This is a genomic window from Neobacillus niacini, assembly GCF_000759675.1.
GTDB lineage: Bacteria > Bacillota > Bacilli > Bacillales > Cytobacillaceae > Neobacillus > Neobacillus niacini_A.
On record NZ_BAWM01000152.1, the window covers coordinates 102140 to 121787 of the forward strand.

Here is a 19648-nt window from a genome sequence, read left to right on the forward strand (position 1 = left end):
ATGTGCTATGATTTGTTGCAAAATAGCCTTCAATTTTAAGAAAAGAGCTTGCAAACTTAATTTCAAGCACAAAAATAGTTTGTTCCACGTTAAAATCGGCTTTAGGATTTTAACAACAATTTTTGTAAAAACAGCCTTATTTAAATTCAACCACAGTAACACCAGAACCGCCCTCACCAGCTTCTCCAAGACGAATCTTCTTAACAGAACGGTGATTTCGTAAATATTCCTGGACTCCCTGTCTTAATGCTCCCGTGCCTTTCCCGTGAATAATTGATACACGAGGATAGTTTGATAATAACGCATCATCTATATATTTTTCCACTCTCAGGAGTGCAGCCTCATATCTTTCTCCGCGTAAATCTAACTCTAACTTTACATCAGCATCTCTGCCCTGGACTATCGCCATTGGTCTTGTTTCCACTGGCTTTGGAGTGCTGATATACTCTAAATCTTTTTCTTTTACCTTCATTTTGAGGATACCAATTTGTACCTGCCATTCGTTACCTGTCACTTTTTCTAGAAGTGTACCCTTTTGACCAAATGTCAGAACTTTAACTTCATCACCAGGCGTGAAGGAATGCTTCTTCGTTTTCTTATTGATTTGTTTGGCGGATTTCTTTATTTCTGGTGTTGCGGCTTCAAGACGGCGCTTTGCATCAATTAATTCGTGTTCCTTAATATCAGCATGCTTCTCTATTCTCATTTTACGAAGGTCACGAATAACCTTTTCTGCCTCACTCTTTGCCTCTTCAAGAATTTCACCAGCTTGTTCAGCCGCTTTTTCAAGCAAAGAGTCCTTATTCTCATAAAATTCGATCATTTGCTTTTGCATATCCTGATGGAGCTTTTCTGTCTGTCTTAAATAATCACGTGCTTCTTCATGTTCGATTTCAGCTTGACGCTTACTTGCCTCAAGTGAGGCAATCATTTTATCGATTTGATTCGTATCCTCACTTACATGTGACCTCGCTGCTTGAATAACACGGTCACTTAATCCTAATCGTTTTGAGATTTCAAATGCATTACTTCGACCTGGTACCCCAAGTAGAAGCTTATAGGTTGGACTTAACGTTTCAACGTCAAATTCAACACTGGCATTTAGGACACCTTCACGGTTATATCCATAGGCCTTTAATTCTGGATAATGCGTAGTGGCAATAACCCTTGCCCCTCGATTGTGCACCTCATCTAAAATTGAAATGGCAAGCGCAGCACCTTCCTGAGGGTCGGTACCCGCACCAAGCTCATCAAATAGTACAAGTGAATTAAAGTCGACTTTTTCTAAGATGTCCACGATATTTACCATGTGGGAAGAAAAGGTACTTAAGCTCTGTTCGATGGATTGTTCATCACCGATATCTGCATAGATGGCATCAAAAACAGCAAGCTCTGAGCCATCATAGGCAGGAACATGTAAGCCTGCTTGTGCCATTAATGAACAGAGACCAAGCGTTTTTAAGGTAACGGTTTTACCGCCAGTGTTTGGTCCTGTAATGACAATCGTTGTATATTCCTTCCCCAGTAAAATATCATTCGGTACCACTTCGTCGATTGGAATTAACGGGTGTCTGGCTTTGTATAAGGTGATTCGTCCTTCATTATTCATGATAGGCATACTCGCTTTCATCTTACGGCCATATCTTGCCTTTGCAAAAATAAAATCAAGATTCGCCAGAACCTCAATGATCACCTGCAGCTCCGACTCAAATTCCGCGGTCTTTGCAGAAAGCTCCGTCAATATTCTTTCAATTTCAAGCTGTTCTTTTACTCTTATATCCTGTAATTGATTGTTTAATTGGACAATCACTTGTGGTTCTATAAATAGAGTCTGCCCTGACGAGCTCTGGTCATGGATAATACCGCCATAATGCCCTCTATACTCCTGTTTGACAGGAATAACAAAGCGATCATTTCGGATTGTGACAATCGAATCTGACAGCATCTTTGCTGCATTTGATGAACGAATCATGCTCTCTAATTTTTCACGTACACGTGCTTCATTCGAACGCAGTTGTTGTCTTAACGAACGTAGTAGATCACTGGCACTATCAAGAACTTCCCCACTCTCATCAATCGCATGCCTAATCGACTCTTCCAAATTAACTAAAGGGATAATACGATCGACCTGCTCCAATAATATTGGGATTTCTGTTCTCTCTTCTGCAATATCTTCAATAAATCGTTTCATTTGCCGGCTTGCATGTATGGTACTAGCAACCTGTATCAACTCATGAGAGCTAAGTACTCCCCCAATAACCGAGCGTTTAATATGGGCACGAATATCGTGAATACCTGATAACGGGACATTTCCTTTTATTCGTAAAACAGTCGATGCCTCATCTGTTTCCGCTTGCAGCTTAACGACCTCTTCATAATCAGTTGATGGTGCTAATCTTTTTAACTTATCTATACCAAGAGACGAAGCGGCATGCTCGATGAGCTGGTCTCTCACTTTGGTAAATTCTAATACTTTTAACGTTCTTTCTTGCATGGAGATAAACCCCCTATTTTCGATTATGCAAAAATTCTAGTAAGTCATTCGGTTCTAATGCGTTGATCACCGATGATTTTTTTATCCAGCCTTTTTTCGCTGTTGAAACGCCCACAGACATATGTGCTAACGTCTCCTTCTTATGGGCATCTGTATTAATAAATATTTTAACTCCCGCATCCTGTGCTTTTCTTAAAGATTCTGGTTTAAGGTCCAATCGATTAGGATTGGCATTTAGCTCTAATGCTGTATTTGTTTCTTTTGCTAACTCTATCAGCAAATCGATATCAACATCATAGCCTTCCCGGCGTCCAATTTTTCTGCCAGTCGGATGGGCAATTAAATCCACGTGCGCATTTTTTAATGCTGTTGTTAGCCGCTCCATGATTTTTTCTCTTGGCTGTGAAAAAGCAGAGTGAATGGAGGCAATGACGAAATCCATTTCTGCAAGTAGGTCGTCCTCATAATCCAATGTGCCATCTGGTAAGATGTCCATTTCAACTCCGGATAAAATTAGTATATCATCGTATTTTTCATTTAATTTTTTTATTTCTTCTTTTTGCTGCAGCAATCGCTCACGTGTCAGTCCATTTGCCACTTTTAAATACTGAGAATGGTCGGTGATCGCCATATATTTATAACCCTTTGCACGACACGCCTCAACCATTTCCTCAATCGAATGAGCCCCGTCGCTCCAGGTTGAGTGCATGTGCAAATCGCCCTTAATATCACTTAGTTGTATCAATTCATCTTCATATGCGGAGAAATCCTCAACTTCTTTTCCATCTTCTCGTACTTCTGGTGGAATAAATGGCAGGTCAAAATGCTTGAAAAACTCTTCCTCTGAAGAAAAAGTAAGAACTTCACCTGTCTCAACATTTTCCACACCATACTCACTAATCTTTTCTCCCCGTTCCTTAGCAAGCTGTCTCATCCGGACATTGTGTTCCTTTGAACCAGTAAAATGGTGGAGAGTGGTCGTAAATTCCTCTGGTTTGACGATTCTAAAATCGACTGAAACATCATAATCAAACTCAAACACAAGTGATACCTTTGTATCTCCTGCACCAATAACCTCTTTTATATTTGGTAAATCCAGCAGGAACTGTTTCACCTTTTCTGGCTGTTCGCTAGAAATAATAAAATCTAGGTCTTTAATCGTCTCTCGCACTCTTCGCAAACTTCCAGCTCGTGAGAATTTATGAATCTCAGGAAGTTCAGAAAGCTTCGCCTCAATATGTTCAGCAATTGGGAGCATATAGGCAAGAGGCAGGCGGTCAGGTCTAGAGCCAACATTGGCAATCGCACTTAGGATTTTTTCTTCAGTCTTTTTCCCGAAACCTGCCAGGTTTTGCACTTTGCCTGCTTTACATGCTTCTTCTAAGGTTGTGACATCTTCAATTCCTAGTTCTTTATGAAGCTTAGCAATCTTTTTACCGCCTAGCCCTGGTAATTGTAATAACGGAATTAACCCTTTAGGAACCTCTTCCTTAAGCTCCTTCAATACCGAGGAAGTGCCCTCATTTATGTATTCTTCAATAACAGCTCCGGTCCCCTTGCCGATTCCTGATAACTTGGTAAAATCCTCGATATCTGATAGGCTGCGATCATCAAATTCTAGTGCAGACGCAGCTTTGCGGAAGGCAGATACCTTGAATGGATTTTCACCTTTTAGTTCCATATATACCGCGATTGTTTCTAATAAACGAATTAAATCTTTTTTATTTATCTCCATCACTTCAACCCACCTTACTATTATTTTAACCTTTTAAAAGAAAAACTTCTCTCCTAGAGAGAAGTACGGCATTCTCTCCTAGAGAGAAGTAGGGCATTCTCTCCTAGAGAGAAGTTAAAGCAGCAGTATATTCTATCCACATACTTTTTATTTGCTGCGAAAGGAATGGTGTATGATTAACAATTAAGTTCGCCATAATGGAATCATCCAAAGGTTTCTGCAATATTTCCATTGGTACTAGCGCAGCAATATATAATAAAATAAAAATAATTAAATAGACTTCAGCAAAACCAAGCAGTCCGCCTGCCCACACATTTAATTGCTTAAGAATAGGCAGATGGGCAATAAAATCCAGCATGGATCCAATGATTTGCAGCAAAATCTTAACCGCGAAGAAAATAATCACAAATGCAATGGCACGGTAAAAGGCCTCCTCCATATTACTGTTCTCACTTAATAGTTTTAGAGGAGAAGTAGTACCAAGATTCGGATATGGAACCCATAGCGTTAATTTGGGAGCCAAATCGCTATAGTATAAATTTGCCACTATGTATGCAATAATAAAACCTGTTAAATGGACTACCTGCAAAATGAGGCCCCTTTTTAAACCGATAAAAAAACCAAAAACTAATAATACAATAATTGCTAAATCCAGCATGACTTATTCAGTCCTTTTCCTTTTGTAATTCAGATTGCAGCCGCTCTAATTGTTCCTTCATTTTAATATAATCATTGACGGCATTCACAGCTGTTAATACAGCTAGTTTATTAACATCTAGTAATGGATTCCTAGAACCAATTTCGCGCATTTTATTGTCAACTAATGAAGCGACATGTCGAACATGACTTTGGGTTTCGGTACCTAAAATAACAAATTGCTGTCCGTATATATCAACGGTTGTTCTAGTTTTTTCTGTATTTGACAAATTACTGCCTCCATTCGATTCGAAGAAATCCCTATTTTATAATATAACACGAACGGATGTGTGTCGAAAAGAGAAAAGCAAAAGCGCCTTCGGAACAAGCACAGCTTGTTCCTGCGAAGAATACTCTAAGGAGTTTTCCTTTGTGTTCAGCCCCGACAAGCGCTGGAGGGCCAGCAGGTGAAGTCGCGCCTTTTGACTTCGCAAGTTGGACCGAAGCGACCTCGAGGGGCTAGGCGCTCCTCAGAAAAGCTAACGCTTTTCTTTCGCGCGATGCGTCGCTTCCGTAGCTTACTCTTGTGGAGCTAGACAGCGAAACAGTTTTAACTGGAGTTTTTTACTTTTTTTAGAAAATTGTCGAGGAGTGGTTCCAACTTGGGAAATGTTGTGTTAAATCTAAGTATGTCTGAAATTAATAAAATGAAAAGCTACTACGAAGGTAAATTACTAGAAAAAACTCCTCCTGGCAGTGTGTTTGCTGCTAAGACTTCTGGATCCATGATTACGGCTTATAAATCAGGGAAAGTATTATTTCAAGGGAATGGCAGTGAAGCAGAAGCCAGCAGGTGGGGGGAGGCTGCTGCAAAAGCTCCAGCCAAATCTAAAGTTCCTAAAGGTAATCTTCCAGAAGGTATTGGGAAAATGTCAGTTATTGGATCTGATGAAGTCGGTACCGGTGATTTTTTTGGTCCAATAACGGTTGTCGCTGCTTATGTTAGGAAGGAAGATATCCCTTTATTAAAAGAATTGGGTGTCAGAGATTCAAAGGATTTAAATGATGATAAAATTATCGCGATTGCAAAGGTAATTAAAGATATTGTTCCATTCAGTTTAATGACACTAAAAAATGAAAAGTATAATCAGCTTCAAAAGGCGGGAATGTCACAGGGTAAAATGAAGGCCATCCTCCATAATCAAGCCATCCTAAATGTGCTGGAGAAGATTTCACCGGTTAAGCCTGAAGCCATTCTGATTGACCAATTTGTTCAAGGAAGCACCTATTTTCAACATGTGAAAAATCAAAAAGCAGTTGCAAAAGAAAATGTTTATTTTAGCACGAAGGCAGAGGGTATTCATCTTGCCGTAGCAGCAGCATCGATCCTAGCACGCTATGCCTTTGTACAGTATATTGACAAGCTTAGTGATTCGGCAGGATTTAAGATTCCAAAAGGCGCAGGAGCTCCGGTGGATGAAGCGGCAGCAAAGCTGATTTTGAAAAAAGGAAGAGAGGTATTGCCTCAATTCGTAAAGCTACACTTTGCCAATACCGATAAAGCACTTAATCTTGTGAATAAAAAATTTAAAGGTTGACCAAATCTGGTAATGATTTGGTCTTTTTTCTTGTATATAGGGGTTTGGCGAGTAAACTAGTATATTCGGCGAGTAAATTTCCAAAACTCGCGAGTTATTAGAGAAATTGCGCGAGTAAAAGTAGATTTCCCGCGAGTAAACCAATCCAACCTATCTAAATAGTGTCAAAATTATGTATTTTCATCCTTTTGAAAGGGTATTTCATTCTCCAAACAGAATTATTTTTAAAAAGTTAGAAAGGATTGATGTTTTTGATCTCAAAACCATGTGAAATAACGATAAGAATTGAAAAATTACAGGCACTTGATAGAAGATTAGCCCCCTATCATCAAGTCCATCCTGAAGTAACCACTGAATTAAGCAATAGAATGGCAGGTTATCGTGGTGAGAAATCGTTGGACTTCCATTTAAGCATGCTTCCGGATAAAAAATACTATATTTTCCACGGTCTTCGGCTTCTATATCGAAATTATTTCTTTCAATTAGATAATTTCCTCCTTTGTTCCGCTTTTGGGTTAAATCTAGAAGTAAAAAATATGGGCGGAGAACTCCACTTTGAAAAGAAATTTAATCAAATGGTTCAAACGAAGAAAGACTCAAGTGCCAGAAAAACAAATCCTGTTTTACAAGCAAGACTTCAGGCAATCAAGCTAAAAAAGTGGCTAAAGGAGCATAATTGTCTAGACATACCTATCTATTACCTTTTTGTAAATAGCAATTCAAAGACGCTTATTATTTCGGAACCAGGAAATGAACATATTACTCAACATATATGTAATAGTGAATTTTTAATAGAAAAAATAGCTCAAATTGAAACAAACAACAAAACAGATCTTTTAGATCCAAAGGAATTGCGAAAAATTAAACGCCTCCTTTTAAACAATCACACTCCGGAAAATCCCGATATCCTCCAACACTTCAACCTAACTCCAAAGGATATACCCACAGGTGTACATTGCCCCGGATGCAGCTTTTTACCCATGAAATATTTTCGTGGCTCTTGGAATTGCCCAAATTGTAAACTGAAGTCAAAAACTGCCCATTACCAAGCAGTTCATGATTATTTTCTACTCATTAAGCCCTCTATTACAAATGCTGAGTTTCGCCATTTTCTTCACATTGATTCTATTCATATTGCTCAGAAACTACTGTTTTCCATGAATCTACCCTATACAGGAAAGTTTAAAGATCGTGTTTATCATTCTCCTGCTTTATGGAAGGAATAGAAAAACACCTTGGCTTCCCCAAAGTGTTTTCTAGAATTATTATCCTCTCAATACTGCTCCGGCCTTTTCTTTTAAGGCTTCGAGTACTTGAGTATGAACTTTTGTTACTTCTTCATCTGTTAATGTACGTTCTGGATCCATGTATTTCAGTGAGTAGGCAATAGATTTTTTACCCTCTTCCATACGTTCACCTTCGTATAAGTCAAAGACGATTACTTCTTTAAGAAGCTTTCCGCCGGCTGTTTGAATAATGTCTCTCAACACACCTGAGACTGTTTCTTTATCAACGACAAGAGCGATGTCTCTTGTGATCGATGGGAAACGTGGAATGGCTTCGTATCTTAGTGATGCTGTCGCAGCTTCAAGCACTGCTTTTAATGAAAGCTCGAACACATAGGTATCTTTCAAATCAAGCTCTTTTTGCATCGTTGGGTGCACTTGACCGACAAAACCAATTCTTTCACCATTCAAGTGAATTTCAGCAGTTCGTCCTGGATGCATGTTATCCACTTTAGCCTGAACATAAGTCACACTATCTGTTAGGCCAAGTTTTGCAAATAATCCTTCTAAAATACCTTTTAGCACATAGAAGTCAACTGCCTTTTTCTCACCCTGCCAAGAATGGCTGTGCCAAAGACCAGTAATGGCACCAGCTAAATGCTCTTGCTCTTCAGGTAGGACTTCGTTTCCATTTGCTAAAAATACTGCACCTGTCTCATAAACAGCGAGGCTGTCGTTTTGACGGGCACTGTTGTATTTTAATACTTCCAATAGCTGCGGCATAATACTTAAGCGTAGAATACTGCGGTCCTCACTCATCGGCATTGCTAGACGAATAAAGTCGCGTTTTTCAAGTGCGAATTGTGCAGCTTTTTCCTCACTTGTTAATGAATAGGTTACTGCTTGGTACAAGCCAGCACCTTCTAAATATTGACGGACAATACGGCGTTTTTCCTGATAGTCCGATAATTTACCTGGTGTAGCAGATCCGATTGGCAATGTCTTAGGAATGTTGTCATAGCCGTATAGACGCGCTACTTCTTCAATTAAGTCTTCTTCGATTTTAATGTCACCGCGGCGTGTTGGAGCTGTAACAGTAATTACATTTCCCTCCACATTAACCGCAAATTGAAGGCGTTCGAAAATAGCTTCAACATCCTGAACAGTCAGGTTCGTGCCGATGACACTATTTATTTTTTCTAAATTAATCGAAACCACTGCAGGTTCAACAGTTAATGTATCAACCTCTGAAGCACCTTCTAATACTTCGCCGCCAGCGTATTTTGCCATTAAGTAAGCTGCACGCTCACCCGCTGCACGTACGCGATTTGGATCGACACCCTTTTCAAAACGAGCACTTGCTTCACTTCGTAAGCCATGGTCCTTAGATGCTTTTCTTACAGTTCCCCCTGTAAAATAAGCAGCCTCCAACAACACGGTTGTTGTATCAGAACTAACTTCAGAATTAGCTCCACCCATTACACCCGCTAATGCAACTGGTTCTGTTCCATTTGTAATCACTAAATGATCAAAAGTTAAGGTACGTTCTGCATCATCAAGCGTTACAAATTTTTCACCGTCCTGTGCACGGCGCACAAGAATTTCTTTTGAACCTAAGCGATCATAATCGAATGCATGTAGCGGCTGACCATATTCTAAAAGAATGTAGTTGGTAATATCGACTACATTGTTGTGTGGACGAATTCCAGCAGACATAAGTCTTGTTTGCATCCATAGTGGTGCAGGACCGATTTTTACATTTTTAATTACTTTTGCCGCATATAAAGGATTATCCTCATTAGCATCAACTTTAACGGTAATATAATCCGTTGCCTTTTCATTTACAGGTTGAAGATCGCTTTCTGGAAGCTTTACTTCTCTGCCTAGAATCGCTGCAACTTCATAAGCCACACCAAGCATACTCAAGCAATCCGCGCGATTTGGTGTTAAGCCAAGCTCAAGAACTTCATCATCACGGTTTAATAAGGATAATGCATCTGTCCCCACCTCTGCATCCTGAGGAAAAACAAAGATTCCTTCAGAATATTCCTTTGGTACAATCTTCGCTTCCATACCGAGCTCAGTTAAGGAACAGATCATTCCATTTGACTCTTCACCGCGAAGCTTTGCACGCTTGATTTTAAAATTACCTGGTAAAACTGCACCAACGGTTGCCACTGCTACTTTTTGACCTTGCGCGACATTCGGTGCCCCGCAAATAATTTGAACTGGTTCACCCTGACCAATATCAACCTGGCATTTGCTTAATTTATCAGCATTTGGATGCTGTACACGCTCAACAACGTGACCAACGACAACTCCTGTAATTCCTTCGTTAAGAACTTCTACACCCTCAACCTCAATCCCACTTTTTGTAATTTTTTCAGCTAACTCGTCAGCAGACACTCCGGATAAATCTACATAATCCTGGAGCCATTTATATGAAACGAACATATCGTGTTCCTCCTCCTACTCATGTTTTGCAAATTGCTTTATGAAACGTACATCATTCGTATAGAAATGACGAATATCATCGACGCCGTATTTCAACATGGCGATTCGCTCTGGGCCCATACCGAATGCAAAACCAGTGTATTTTTTAGAATCATAGCCAGCCATTTCAAGGACGTTTGGATGGACCATTCCTGCTCCAAGAATTTCAATCCAGCCTGTTTTCTTACAAACATTACAGCCATGTCCGCCGCAAATCATACAGGAAATGTCCATTTCTACAGATGGCTCTGTGAATGGGAAGAAACTTGGACGTAATCTAATTTCACGGTCTTCACCGAACATTTTCTTTGCAAAAACCTCTAATGTACCTTTTAAATCACTCATCCGAATATTCTCGCCGACAACAAGACCTTCAATTTGCATGAACTGGTGAGAGTGTGTCGCATCATCATTATCACGGCGGTACACTTTACCTGGGCAGATAATTTTGATTGGACCCTTCCCTTGGTTCTTTTCCATTGTCCGCGCCTGAACTGGCGATGTATGCGTGCGTAGTAAAATTTCATCTTTAATATAGAAGGAATCCTGCATATCACGAGCAGGGTGACCCTTCGGTAAATTCAACGCTTCAAAGTTATAATAATCCTGCTCAACTTCAGGACCTTCAGCCACCTGATAACCCATACCAATAAATAAATCTTCAATTTCTTCAATGATTCTTGTTAATGGATGGTGGTTTCCAACCTTAACTGGTCTACCTGGCAATGTAACATCAATTGATTCAGAGGCTAGTTTTTCTAAAACTGCAGCTTCTTCTAAATCCTTTTGTTTCGCTTCTAAAATTGTGGCAATGGCTTCACGGACTTCATTTGCTAGTGCTCCCATAATCGGGCGCTCTTCAGCTGAAAGTTTACCCATCCCACGCAGCACTTCAGTTATTGGACCTTTTTTACCTAAATAGGCAACACGAATGTCATTCAATTCTTTTAAGCTTGAAGACTGTTCAATTTTTTGAATAGCTTCTTGCTGCAATTCCTTTAATCGTTCTTGCATTTGGATTTCCTCCTTAATTTTTAATTAATCATGTTCGAATGAGGGAAAAAACAAAAAAACCCCATCCCTGGAAAGGGACGAGGTTTATAGTCGCGGTACCACCCTTGTAAACACGGTATGTAAAAAAACATTGTGTTCGCTTCATTCGGATAACGGCATAGGCCGGTGCACCTTTACATTTCTATTTGAAATGGTCCCGATGCCAACTCTGGAGGTGAACTTCTCCTATCCTTTCCATAAAAGTGCTTTCAGTCACGGCACTTTCTCCCTAAATGGTATTTGATATGATACTTTTCTCCGTCATCGTTTTTGTTATTTTCAATAATGTAGATTATTATATAATACTTTATCGATGGATTCAAACAAGTATGGTCTATTTTTTCAAAAAATATAACAAGATCCCCGTTGCGACTGCAACATTTAATGATTCACTCTTGCCGTAAATGGGAATATAAAGATTTGCAGTCGTTTTTGCCAGCAGATCTTTGTTTACACCATTTCCCTCGTTTCCAACAAGTAATGCATAGGATTCCCCTGTTGAAATATCAGTATATGCAGAAGCACCTTCAAGTGCTGTACCGTAAACAGAAATATTTTTTTCATTAAGCTTTTCTATCCATTCATGGAGGTCCCCTCTTATGATTGGCAGGTGAAAATGACTTCCCTGTGCGGACCGAAGAACCTTTGAATTATATACGTCTACGCTTCCTTTTCCAACAATCACAGCATCAATGCCGGCAGCATCTGCTGTGCGAATCATCGTTCCTAAATTCCCTGGATCCTGAACCGCATCGATGAGCAGATACGTCTTCGCATTTGGTACTTCTATTTGAACCTGATGGCAAACAGCATAAATTCCTTGTGGTGCCTCAGTGTCAGATAATGAATTTGAAATCTCCTCGGTTACAATGGTAACAGGTGTTTCCCCAGAATCCCACCGTGGCGGAAGACCTGTCTTATCGGAAACTATGATTTCTATAACACTGTCACCTTGTTTTAATGCTTCTTCTACTAAATGAAAGCCTTCTACTAAGAAAGTTCCGGATTTATCCCGTTCCTTTTTCGTTAACAGCTTTTTCCATTGTTTTACTTTTGGATTTTGAATGGACTCAATATGCTTCAACTTTGTACTCCTTCAGTGTTTTTTCTCATTATATCCCAAAAAAAATACATAATAAAACCTAATTTAGAAATCATATTAAAGAAATACAGGATTTAATAAGGAGTGTGTGATGATGAATTTAAATTTGCGAAATGCTATTATTCACAATGTTGCTGGTAACTCACAAGATGAATTAGAGGATACAATTGTAGATGCCATCCAAAATGGTGAAGAAAAAATGCTCCCAGGCTTAGGAGTATTATTTGAAGTCATCTGGAAAAATTCTTCTGAAGAAGAGAAAAAAGAAATGCTCACAACTCTTGAAAGCGGGTTAAAGTAATAAAGTTTAGAGCTGCCGATCAACCTCGGCAGCTCTTTTTTATATTTATTCAAATGTAATTTTATCAACCGTTTCACGGTCTAGACGCTTGATGACCTCAACAATCAGCTTAACCGCATTTTCGTAGTCATCACGGTGGAGCATAGCAGCATGTGAATGAATATATCGTGTGGCAATGGTAATCGCAAGAGAAGGAACACCATTATGAGTAATATGGATTGGACCAGCATCGGTGCCTCCACCAGGGATAGCGTCAAATTGATATGGAATATTCAATTCATCTGCCAAATTGGTAATGAAATCACGCAAGCCTTTATGAGCCACAAGGGTAGCATCGTATAAGATGATTTGTGGACCTTTCCCCATTTTACTCATTGCTTCTTTTTCAGATATTCCAGGTGTATCCCCGGCAATCCCTACATCTACTGCGAAGCCGATATCCGGGTTAATTTTGGATGCAGAAGTATGTGCACCGCGTGTGCCTACTTCTTCTTGGATGGTTCCAACACCGTACACAACGTTTGGATGCTCAACTCCCTGCAATTGCTTTAAAACATCAATTGCGATTGCACAGCCAATTCGGTTATCCCACGCTTTGGCTAATAACATTTTTTCATTGTTCATGACGGTAAATTCGAAATAAGGAACAACCATATCACCAGGGCGGACACCCCATTCTTGAGCTTCCTCACGGCTGCTTGCTCCGATATCAATAAACATATCTTTTATTTCAACTGGTTTCTTACGCGCTTCTGGAGATAAAATGTGCGGTGGCTTCGATCCAATAACACCAACCACCTCACCTTTTTTCGTAACGACCGTGACACGCTGAGCAAGCATGACCTGCGACCACCAGCCGCCAACTGTTTGAAAGCGAAGGAAACCTTTATCATCAATTTGTGTAACCATGAAGCCGACTTCGTCTAAATGGCCAGCCACCATAATTCTCGGGCCGTCCTCTTTCCCAACCTTCTTGGCGATCAAACTGCCAAGACCATCTGTTGTTACTTCATCAGCATATGGTGCTATGTATTTCTTCATAACTTCACGAACTTCCCTCTCGTTGCCGGGAATCCCTTTGGCGTCGGTTAAATCCTTTAACATCGTTAATGTTTCATCTAATTTTGCCATCAAATCGCCCCCTTTTATGTATGTTCGAACTTCATTATACAGTAATTTTTATGCTAATAGTTATTCTGCTGTCTTTGATAATTTACTTCATTTTTCGTAAAATATGCTTTTTCCATTTCTTCATAGGTTATTCCAAGCAGTGTACCCAGCTGTAAATAGGATTCAAGCAAAGTTTTAAAATCAATGTCATTCTTGCTTTCTTTAAATACATTTACTTTTTCATAAATCAAAATAAATTGCTCTGTAGTGTTCACTGTTGATGGTTCAATCTCAAGTGTGTAATCGAGGTTTTGAAACCCGCATTCGATACCAAGCGATAATATGAAATGGATTCCATCCACAAACTCCTCTAAAACCACACTTTTTTCCGAGGATGGCCTGATACTCCAAAACTTGAAACAGCGTGTTTCATTCGCCAATTCCCCCAGTTCCACCAGCAAGGCAAGAACCTTTCTGTTAAATAAATCTTCGTTCTGTAATGCATGCTTTTCTTCGATATGCTGATCCAATGCTTGCTGCATCCTAAATAATTTTTCTAATTGCATTTCTTGATCACTCCCTTTGCAAAATTATATCAAAGTATAGGAAGAATGAAACTTTTCTCTTCCTAATTCGTATAGTAAGAAAAAGGTATAGGAGGCAAAAACATGATTTGGCTGTTGCGCTTAGTGTTAGTATCCTTGTTCATATTCATCATTTTTGTAACAATTAAATTCCTCCTCAAACCAACCCGTAAATTAGAAACAGCACGAAAACACAAACGCTTTTTACTAGTAGATAATGAGGAGGTAATAAAGAATTTTCAACTTACCTACAATGGTGTCGTGTTTACGGGAGAAAAATACTTAGGGGCCACGAAAAACAGTATAGATGTTGTTTCCATTTCGCTTTCACCGGATCATACCACTTCCATTCAAGGAATGGCTAAAGAAGACTATTACTTTATTGAGAAAAAAATACATGAAAAATATCCAGTGGCCCAAATCAATTGGAAAAGCCCCATACATGAATTTTTGCATCAAAAATAGCCGCCTAACCAGCGGCTTTTTCTTTTGTTCTTTTAAAGAATTCCTTCCATTTGATAACATTTTGTTTCTCTCTCAATAGATATACGAGAAAAGTTAAACCAAGAAGAATCACAACGATAAAAGAAGGTGTAAAGGTAGAGATATACTCACCAAAGATCGTAAAGAAAAAAGCGATAGGAATATTAGTTATGAAAGAAGCCTTCATGTACTCTTTAAATCTTGGTTTTCTTTGTTTTAAGCAAAAGCTTAACAGGTGGTAGTGGACAAATGGAATAAGTCTTAAAATGGCAATTTGACCAACTGTAAGATTTCGATATTCTCCGAACCAACGATTTTTTATTTTTATAAGGCGCTCCTGTGTTTTCGGCATTCTATCAATAAAAGCATAGAAAAAGACGCTAACTCCCATTAAACCGATAACCGAATAAATAGTCCCCCACAATGTTCCAAATAGAACACCTCCAGCAATGACGACAACCGATACAGGAATAAATAAGAACGATCTTAGCAGATGAAATAAAACGAAAGCCAATGGAGCAAAAATCCCCCCAGCTTCCACCATAATTAACAGCAAAGACAAGTCCTCATTCATAAAACAAAGCCCCCTGGGTGTTAATCTTTCTTGATAGTTAAGCATATAGAATGGGCCATGCTGTTATGTCTATAAACTGTAAAAATAACCTAAAAGAATGATTTCTGCTAGTGCAAGTATGGGAAACCCAAATTTAAAGGATAAATGCTTCGTCTTATGTCGATATAGCTGCATCCCTGCAGTCGTACCAACCGCACCCCCAAATAGAGCAATCAGCCACAACGTCTTTTCGCTAATCCGGTATTGATGTTTTTTAGCACGATCTTTATCTACTTTCATCACAATCAAACCAATAAGATTCATTATGATATACGCACCAAAAATGATACTCATTTCCCCATCTCCCTTATAGAAAAAGCCATCCTCACAGTGGAGAATGGCTTTTAAATGATTACTTGTTTTGTTGTTGTTTTGCAACGTTTGCTAATTCAGCAAATGCGTTTGCATCACTTACTGCTAATTCAGCAAGCATCTTGCGGTTTACTTCGATACCAGCAAGCTTTAAGCCATGCATTAAACGGCTGTAAGAAAGACCGTTCATACGAGCTGCTGCGTTGATACGAGTAATCCAAAGTTTACGGAAGTCGCGCTTTTTCTGGCGACGATCACGGAATGCATACATTAAAGATTTCATAACCTGTTGGTTAGCTACTTTATATAATGTATGTTTTGAACCATAATAACCTTTTGCTAATTTAATAACTTTTTTACGACGCTTGCGCGTAACTGTACCGCCTTTTACACGTGGCATGTAATTTCCCTCCTATATAAATCGATCGCTCGAATTTACTTGATGTTTGTTAATAAGAAACGGATGCGTTTGAAATCGCCTTTAGAAACTACTGAAGCTTTACGAAGCTTACGCTTAGCTTTTGTAGATTTGTTTGCAAATAAGTGGCTAGTATATGCGTGAGAACGCTTCAGTTTACCAGAACCAGTTTTCTTGAAACGCTTTGCAGCGCCACGGTGAGTTTTCATTTTTGGCATTGGGATAGTCCTCCTTATTACTTTTCGTTTTTAGGTGCTAGAACGAGGAACATGCTTCGTCCATCCATTTTTGGATGAGATTCGATAGTTGCAACTTCCTTGCACTCAGTAGCAAAACGGTCTAATACACGTTGACCGATTTCTTTATGGGTAATCGCCCGGCCCTTGAAGCGGATAGAAGCTTTTACCTTGTCGCCTTTTTCCAAAAACTTAATCGCATTGCGAAGTTTTGTATTAAAGTCATGCTCATCAATTGTTGGGCTGAGCCGAACTTCTTTTGTAACAATAATCTTTTGATTCTTTCGAGCTTCTTTTTCTTTCTTTTGATTCTCGAATTTAAATTTGCCATAGTCCATAATTCGGGCTACCGGAGGTTTCGCATTTGGTGCAACTAGTACCAAATCAAGATTCACTCGTCCGGCAATCTCCAGCGCTTCAAATTTGGTTTTAATCCCCAATTGCTCGCCGTTTTGATCAATTAGGCGAACTTCGCGAGCGCGAATACCCTCATTTAACAACATGTCTTTGCTAATAATTAGCCACCTCCAAGGTTTTCACGAATACAACATCCGGGTCAAGAACATCTGACTTTTGCTGCATCGGCAAGTTATGAACAACTTTAGATTCTTTGTTTAAGCAAATAAAAAAGTGCGGATGAATACACCCACACTTTACGAAACAAAAGTAATAAACTAAATAGTTCACGTAAAACCTGCCAACTGCCAATTGCGTCAATCAGGTGAGAAGCGGGTGCTTCTTCTTTTCCCAAAACTAGTATTCAATTTTCCTTAGTAACTATAACATAACCAAAGACGTAATGTCAAACATGCATTTCATATGACAACGAAATTCATTTTATCAAGAAACGAAAAATTATTCAATAGAAATTTTTTCTTTTCAAAAAACAAAGGGAGAAAAATCTCCCTTTGTGATCATTTTAACCTCTTTTTACTTCTGCAAGTAATGACTCGAGGAATTGTCCAAATGGCTCTGTTACTGATTTTTGCTCTCCATATTTGCGGACGTTTACGGCATTTTCTTCAACTTCCTTGTCACCAACAACGAGCATATATGGAATTTTTTGCATTTGTGCTTCACGGATTTTATAGCCGATTTTTTCATCACGGCCATCTAATTCGACACGGAAGCCTTCATTCTGAAGTTGTTCCTGAACCTGCTTTGCATAATCAAAGTGTGCTCCTGGTGAAACAGGAATCACCTGTACCTGTACTGGTGCCAGCCAAGTTGGGAATGCTCCTTTGTATTCCTCAATTAAGAAGGCGACAAAGCGTTCCATTGTTGAAACGACTCCACGGTGGATAACCACTGGGCGGTGCTGCTTGCCGTCTTCACCAACATAAGTTAAATCAAATCTTTCTGGAAGCAAGAAATCTAATTGTACAGTAGAAAGAGTTTCCTCTTTACCTAAAGCTGTTTTTACTTGAACGTCCAGCTTAGGACCGTAGAAAGCTGCTTCTCCTTCAGCCTCATAATAATCAAGGCCAAGGTCATCCATCGCTTCCTTCAGCATACCCTGTGCTTTTTCCCACATTGCGTCATCATCAAAATACTTTTCAGTATCTTGGGGATCGCGGTAGGAAAGACGGAAGGAATAGTCATTAATGTTAAAGTCTTTATAAACCGCTAAAACAAGATTAACAACTCGTTTAAATTCGTCTTTAATTTGGTCCGGACGAACAAAAATATGGGCATCATTTAAAGTCATTCCGCGAACACGCTGAAGTCCTGATAAAGCTCCTGACATTTCGTAACGGTGCATTGTTCCAAGCTCAGCAATACGGATAGGCAGCTCACGATAGCTGTGGATTGCATTTTTGTACACCATCATATGATGCGGGCAGTTCATTGGACGAAGAACCAATTGCTCGTTATCCATATCCATTATCGGGAACATATCCTCCTGGTAATGATCCCAGTGACCCGAAGTTTTGTATAAATCCACGCTTCCCATGATTGGAGTATAGACATGGTCATAGCCAAGACGCTGCTCTTTATCCACGATGTATCGTTCAACAACCCGACGGATTGTTGCACCTTTTGGAAGCCATAATGGCAAGCCTTGACCAACTAATTGTGAACTAGTAAAGAGGTTCAATTCTTTCCCGATTTTACGGTGGTCACGCTCTTTCGCTTCTTCCAATAAGCGAAGGTGCTCTGCTAAGTCTTCTTTCTTGAAGAACGCAGTTCCGTATATACGCTGAAGCATTTTATTTTTACTGTCACCGCGCCAGTAAGCACCGGCAATGCTCAATAATTTGAATTCTTTAATTTTTCCAGTTGAAGGTACATGAACACCACGGCAAAGATCAGAGAACTCACCTTGCGCATAGATTGTCACAGTCTCTTCATCAGGAATCGCTTCAATCAGTTCAAGCTTGTAAGGATCACCCTCTGCTTTGAAATGCTGAATGGCTTCCGCACGGCTTACTTCTTTACGAACGATTTCAATGTTTTCATTGACGATTTTCGCCATTTCTTTTTCAATTCTTGGAAGGTCCTCTGGAGTAATGGATTCCTCAATGTCGATATCATAATAAAATCCACCTTCGATTACTGGTCCTACACCAAGGTTTACTTCTTTTCCATACAGCCTTTTAACCGCTTGCGCCATTAAGTGAGCTGTACTATGACGTAAAATCTCCAAAGCATCTTTTGAATCTGGGACAACGATTTCTATTGAACCGTCTTCTACGATTGGACGGCGAAGATCAAATAATTGACCATTCCATTTCCCAGCGATTGCTTTTTTCTTCAGTCCCGGGCTGATGGAAGCAGCAATATCTTCCGTTGTTGTTCCACGAGGGAACTCCTTTACTGCTCCATCTGGAAACGAAATCTTAACAACGTTTGACATGGTAACTCCTCCTTTTGAATGAAGCGTCCTATTAAAACGCTTTAGAAAAATAAAAAAACCCGTCCCTGGAAAAGGGACGAGTTTAATAAACACGTGGTTCCACCCAATTTTTCATTTTAAAAAAAGCTTAAAAATGACTTTAGGACAGGGTAACGGGCTGTTTCCCGTCAGGCGACTACTCACTTCAAAGAAGCGTTCACCGCTGAAGTTTAAAGGTGGTAAGCATTCAATCCGTGCTAGGAGGCTTTCAGCCAGGTCCTCCCTCTCTGGTAACCGTGAATAAATACTGTTGTCCTTATCATTACTTTTGCTTGATATATTGATGTCTAGCTTCAGCGCCTAGCCCCTCGAATCATAAGCCAATCGCTTCGAAAAGGCAAAGAACGCCTTCTGTCAG

The 19648-nt window shown here is 39.6% G+C and carries 19 protein-coding genes and 2 other annotated features; of the genes, 4 read left to right on the forward strand and 15 right to left on the reverse strand.

Translation table 11 applies throughout. From position 1 onward, the window contains the following. Positions 1–136: 136 nt before the first annotated feature. The 4 genes from TR08_RS26905 to zapA all read right to left on the reverse strand — a co-directional run bounded on the left by TR08_RS26905 (position 137) and on the right by zapA (position 5155). The gene (locus tag TR08_RS26905; protein WP_045523523.1) at positions 137–2494 is read right to left on the reverse strand and encodes an endonuclease MutS2; all 2358 of its coding nucleotides are present in this window, start codon (positions 2492–2494) and stop codon (positions 137–139) included. Between the two features lie 13 nt (positions 2495–2507). Further along, positions 2508–4229: a DNA polymerase/3'-5' exonuclease PolX gene (gene polX, locus TR08_RS26910; protein ID WP_045523525.1), complete on the reverse strand. Its 1722-nt coding sequence runs from the start codon at positions 4227–4229 to the stop codon at positions 2508–2510. A gap of 103 nt (positions 4230–4332) precedes the next feature. Next, complete coding sequence (locus TR08_RS26915) at positions 4333–4887, reverse strand: CvpA family protein (protein ID WP_045523526.1); 555 nt, start codon at positions 4885–4887, stop codon at positions 4333–4335. A gap of 7 nt (positions 4888–4894) precedes the next feature. Beyond that, positions 4895–5155, reverse strand: coding sequence for a cell division protein ZapA (gene zapA / locus TR08_RS26920; protein WP_045523527.1), 261 nt, complete (start codon positions 5153–5155; stop codon positions 4895–4897). A 372-nt stretch (positions 5156–5527) separates the two neighbouring features. Here zapA and rnhC point away from each other — a divergent pair, with 372 nt between their 5' ends. Both rnhC and TR08_RS26930 read left to right on the forward strand, forming a co-directional pair. Continuing rightward, complete coding sequence (gene rnhC / locus TR08_RS26925; protein WP_081954669.1) at positions 5528–6463, forward strand: ribonuclease HIII; 936 nt, start codon at positions 5528–5530, stop codon at positions 6461–6463. Between the two features lie 251 nt (positions 6464–6714). Continuing rightward, entirely contained in the window at positions 6715–7689 is a 975-nt protein-coding gene (locus tag TR08_RS26930) for a nuclease-related domain-containing protein (protein WP_045523528.1), read from the forward strand. 39 nt (positions 7690–7728) lie between these two features. Here the strand turns inward: TR08_RS26930 and pheT are convergent, their stop codons facing one another. The 3 genes from pheT to TR08_RS26945 form a co-directional block, all read right to left on the reverse strand. Further along, the gene (gene pheT / locus TR08_RS26935) at positions 7729–10143 is read right to left on the reverse strand and encodes a phenylalanine--tRNA ligase subunit beta (RefSeq protein ID WP_045523531.1); all 2415 of its coding nucleotides are present in this window, start codon (positions 10141–10143) and stop codon (positions 7729–7731) included. A 15-nt stretch (positions 10144–10158) separates the two neighbouring features. Further along, positions 10159–11196 (reverse strand): phenylalanine--tRNA ligase subunit alpha, encoded by a 1038-nt coding sequence (gene pheS / locus TR08_RS26940; protein WP_045523533.1) that lies wholly within the window; start codon positions 11194–11196, stop codon positions 10159–10161. A gap of 70 nt (positions 11197–11266) precedes the next feature. Then, positions 11267–11509 (reverse strand) — a binding site (T-box leader). A 60-nt stretch (positions 11510–11569) separates the two neighbouring features. Further along, positions 11570–12319 carry a TrmH family RNA methyltransferase gene (locus tag TR08_RS26945; protein ID WP_045523535.1) on the reverse strand — a complete coding sequence of 250 codons (750 nt, stop codon included), beginning with the start codon at positions 12317–12319 and terminating at the stop codon, positions 11570–11572. Between the two features lie 112 nt (positions 12320–12431). Between TR08_RS26945 and sspI the strand changes: the two genes are divergently transcribed. Then, complete coding sequence (gene sspI, locus TR08_RS26950) at positions 12432–12638, forward strand: small acid-soluble spore protein SspI (protein ID WP_045523537.1); 207 nt, start codon at positions 12432–12434, stop codon at positions 12636–12638. 45 nt (positions 12639–12683) lie between these two features. On the opposite strand, the gene TR08_RS26955 is transcribed toward sspI, so the two are convergent. Both TR08_RS26955 and TR08_RS26960 read right to left on the reverse strand, forming a co-directional pair. Next, positions 12684–13769, reverse strand: coding sequence for a M42 family metallopeptidase (locus tag TR08_RS26955; protein ID WP_045523539.1), 1086 nt, complete (start codon positions 13767–13769; stop codon positions 12684–12686). Positions 13770–13822: 53 nt separating this feature from the next. Then, positions 13823–14314, reverse strand: a complete 492-nt coding sequence (locus TR08_RS26960; protein ID WP_045523541.1) for a dUTP diphosphatase — start codon at positions 14312–14314, stop codon at positions 13823–13825. Between the two features lie 102 nt (positions 14315–14416). On the opposite strand from TR08_RS26960, the gene TR08_RS26965 reads away from it, so the two are divergent. Then, on the forward strand, positions 14417–14797 hold the full coding sequence (locus TR08_RS26965) for a hypothetical protein (RefSeq protein WP_045523542.1): 381 nt from the start codon (positions 14417–14419) through the stop codon (positions 14795–14797). Positions 14798–14801: 4 nt separating this feature from the next. Here TR08_RS26965 and TR08_RS26970 read toward each other — a convergent pair whose 3' ends face one another. From TR08_RS26970 to thrS, 6 genes are all read right to left on the reverse strand, one after another. Continuing rightward, complete coding sequence (locus TR08_RS26970; protein ID WP_045523543.1) at positions 14802–15389, reverse strand: TVP38/TMEM64 family protein; 588 nt, start codon at positions 15387–15389, stop codon at positions 14802–14804. Between the two features lie 69 nt (positions 15390–15458). Then, positions 15459–15722: a DUF1294 domain-containing protein gene (locus tag TR08_RS26975; protein WP_045523545.1), complete on the reverse strand. Its 264-nt coding sequence runs from the start codon at positions 15720–15722 to the stop codon at positions 15459–15461. 58 nt (positions 15723–15780) lie between these two features. Continuing rightward, on the reverse strand, positions 15781–16140 hold the full coding sequence (rplT, locus tag TR08_RS26980) for a 50S ribosomal protein L20 (RefSeq protein ID WP_045523547.1): 360 nt from the start codon (positions 16138–16140) through the stop codon (positions 15781–15783). Positions 16141–16175: 35 nt separating this feature from the next. Then, positions 16176–16376 carry a 50S ribosomal protein L35 gene (rpmI, locus tag TR08_RS26985; protein WP_045523549.1) on the reverse strand — a complete coding sequence of 67 codons (201 nt, stop codon included), beginning with the start codon at positions 16374–16376 and terminating at the stop codon, positions 16176–16178. Between the two features lie 17 nt (positions 16377–16393). After that, positions 16394–16897, reverse strand: coding sequence for a translation initiation factor IF-3 (gene infC / locus TR08_RS26990; protein ID WP_045523551.1), 504 nt, complete (start codon positions 16895–16897; stop codon positions 16394–16396). Positions 16898–17012: 115 nt separating this feature from the next. Beyond that, positions 17013–17144, reverse strand: a sequence feature (ribosomal protein L20 leader region). Between the two features lie 169 nt (positions 17145–17313). After that, positions 17314–19251 carry a threonine--tRNA ligase gene (thrS, locus tag TR08_RS26995; RefSeq protein WP_045523552.1) on the reverse strand — a complete coding sequence of 646 codons (1938 nt, stop codon included), beginning with the start codon at positions 19249–19251 and terminating at the stop codon, positions 17314–17316. Positions 19252–19648 lie beyond the last annotated feature (397 nt).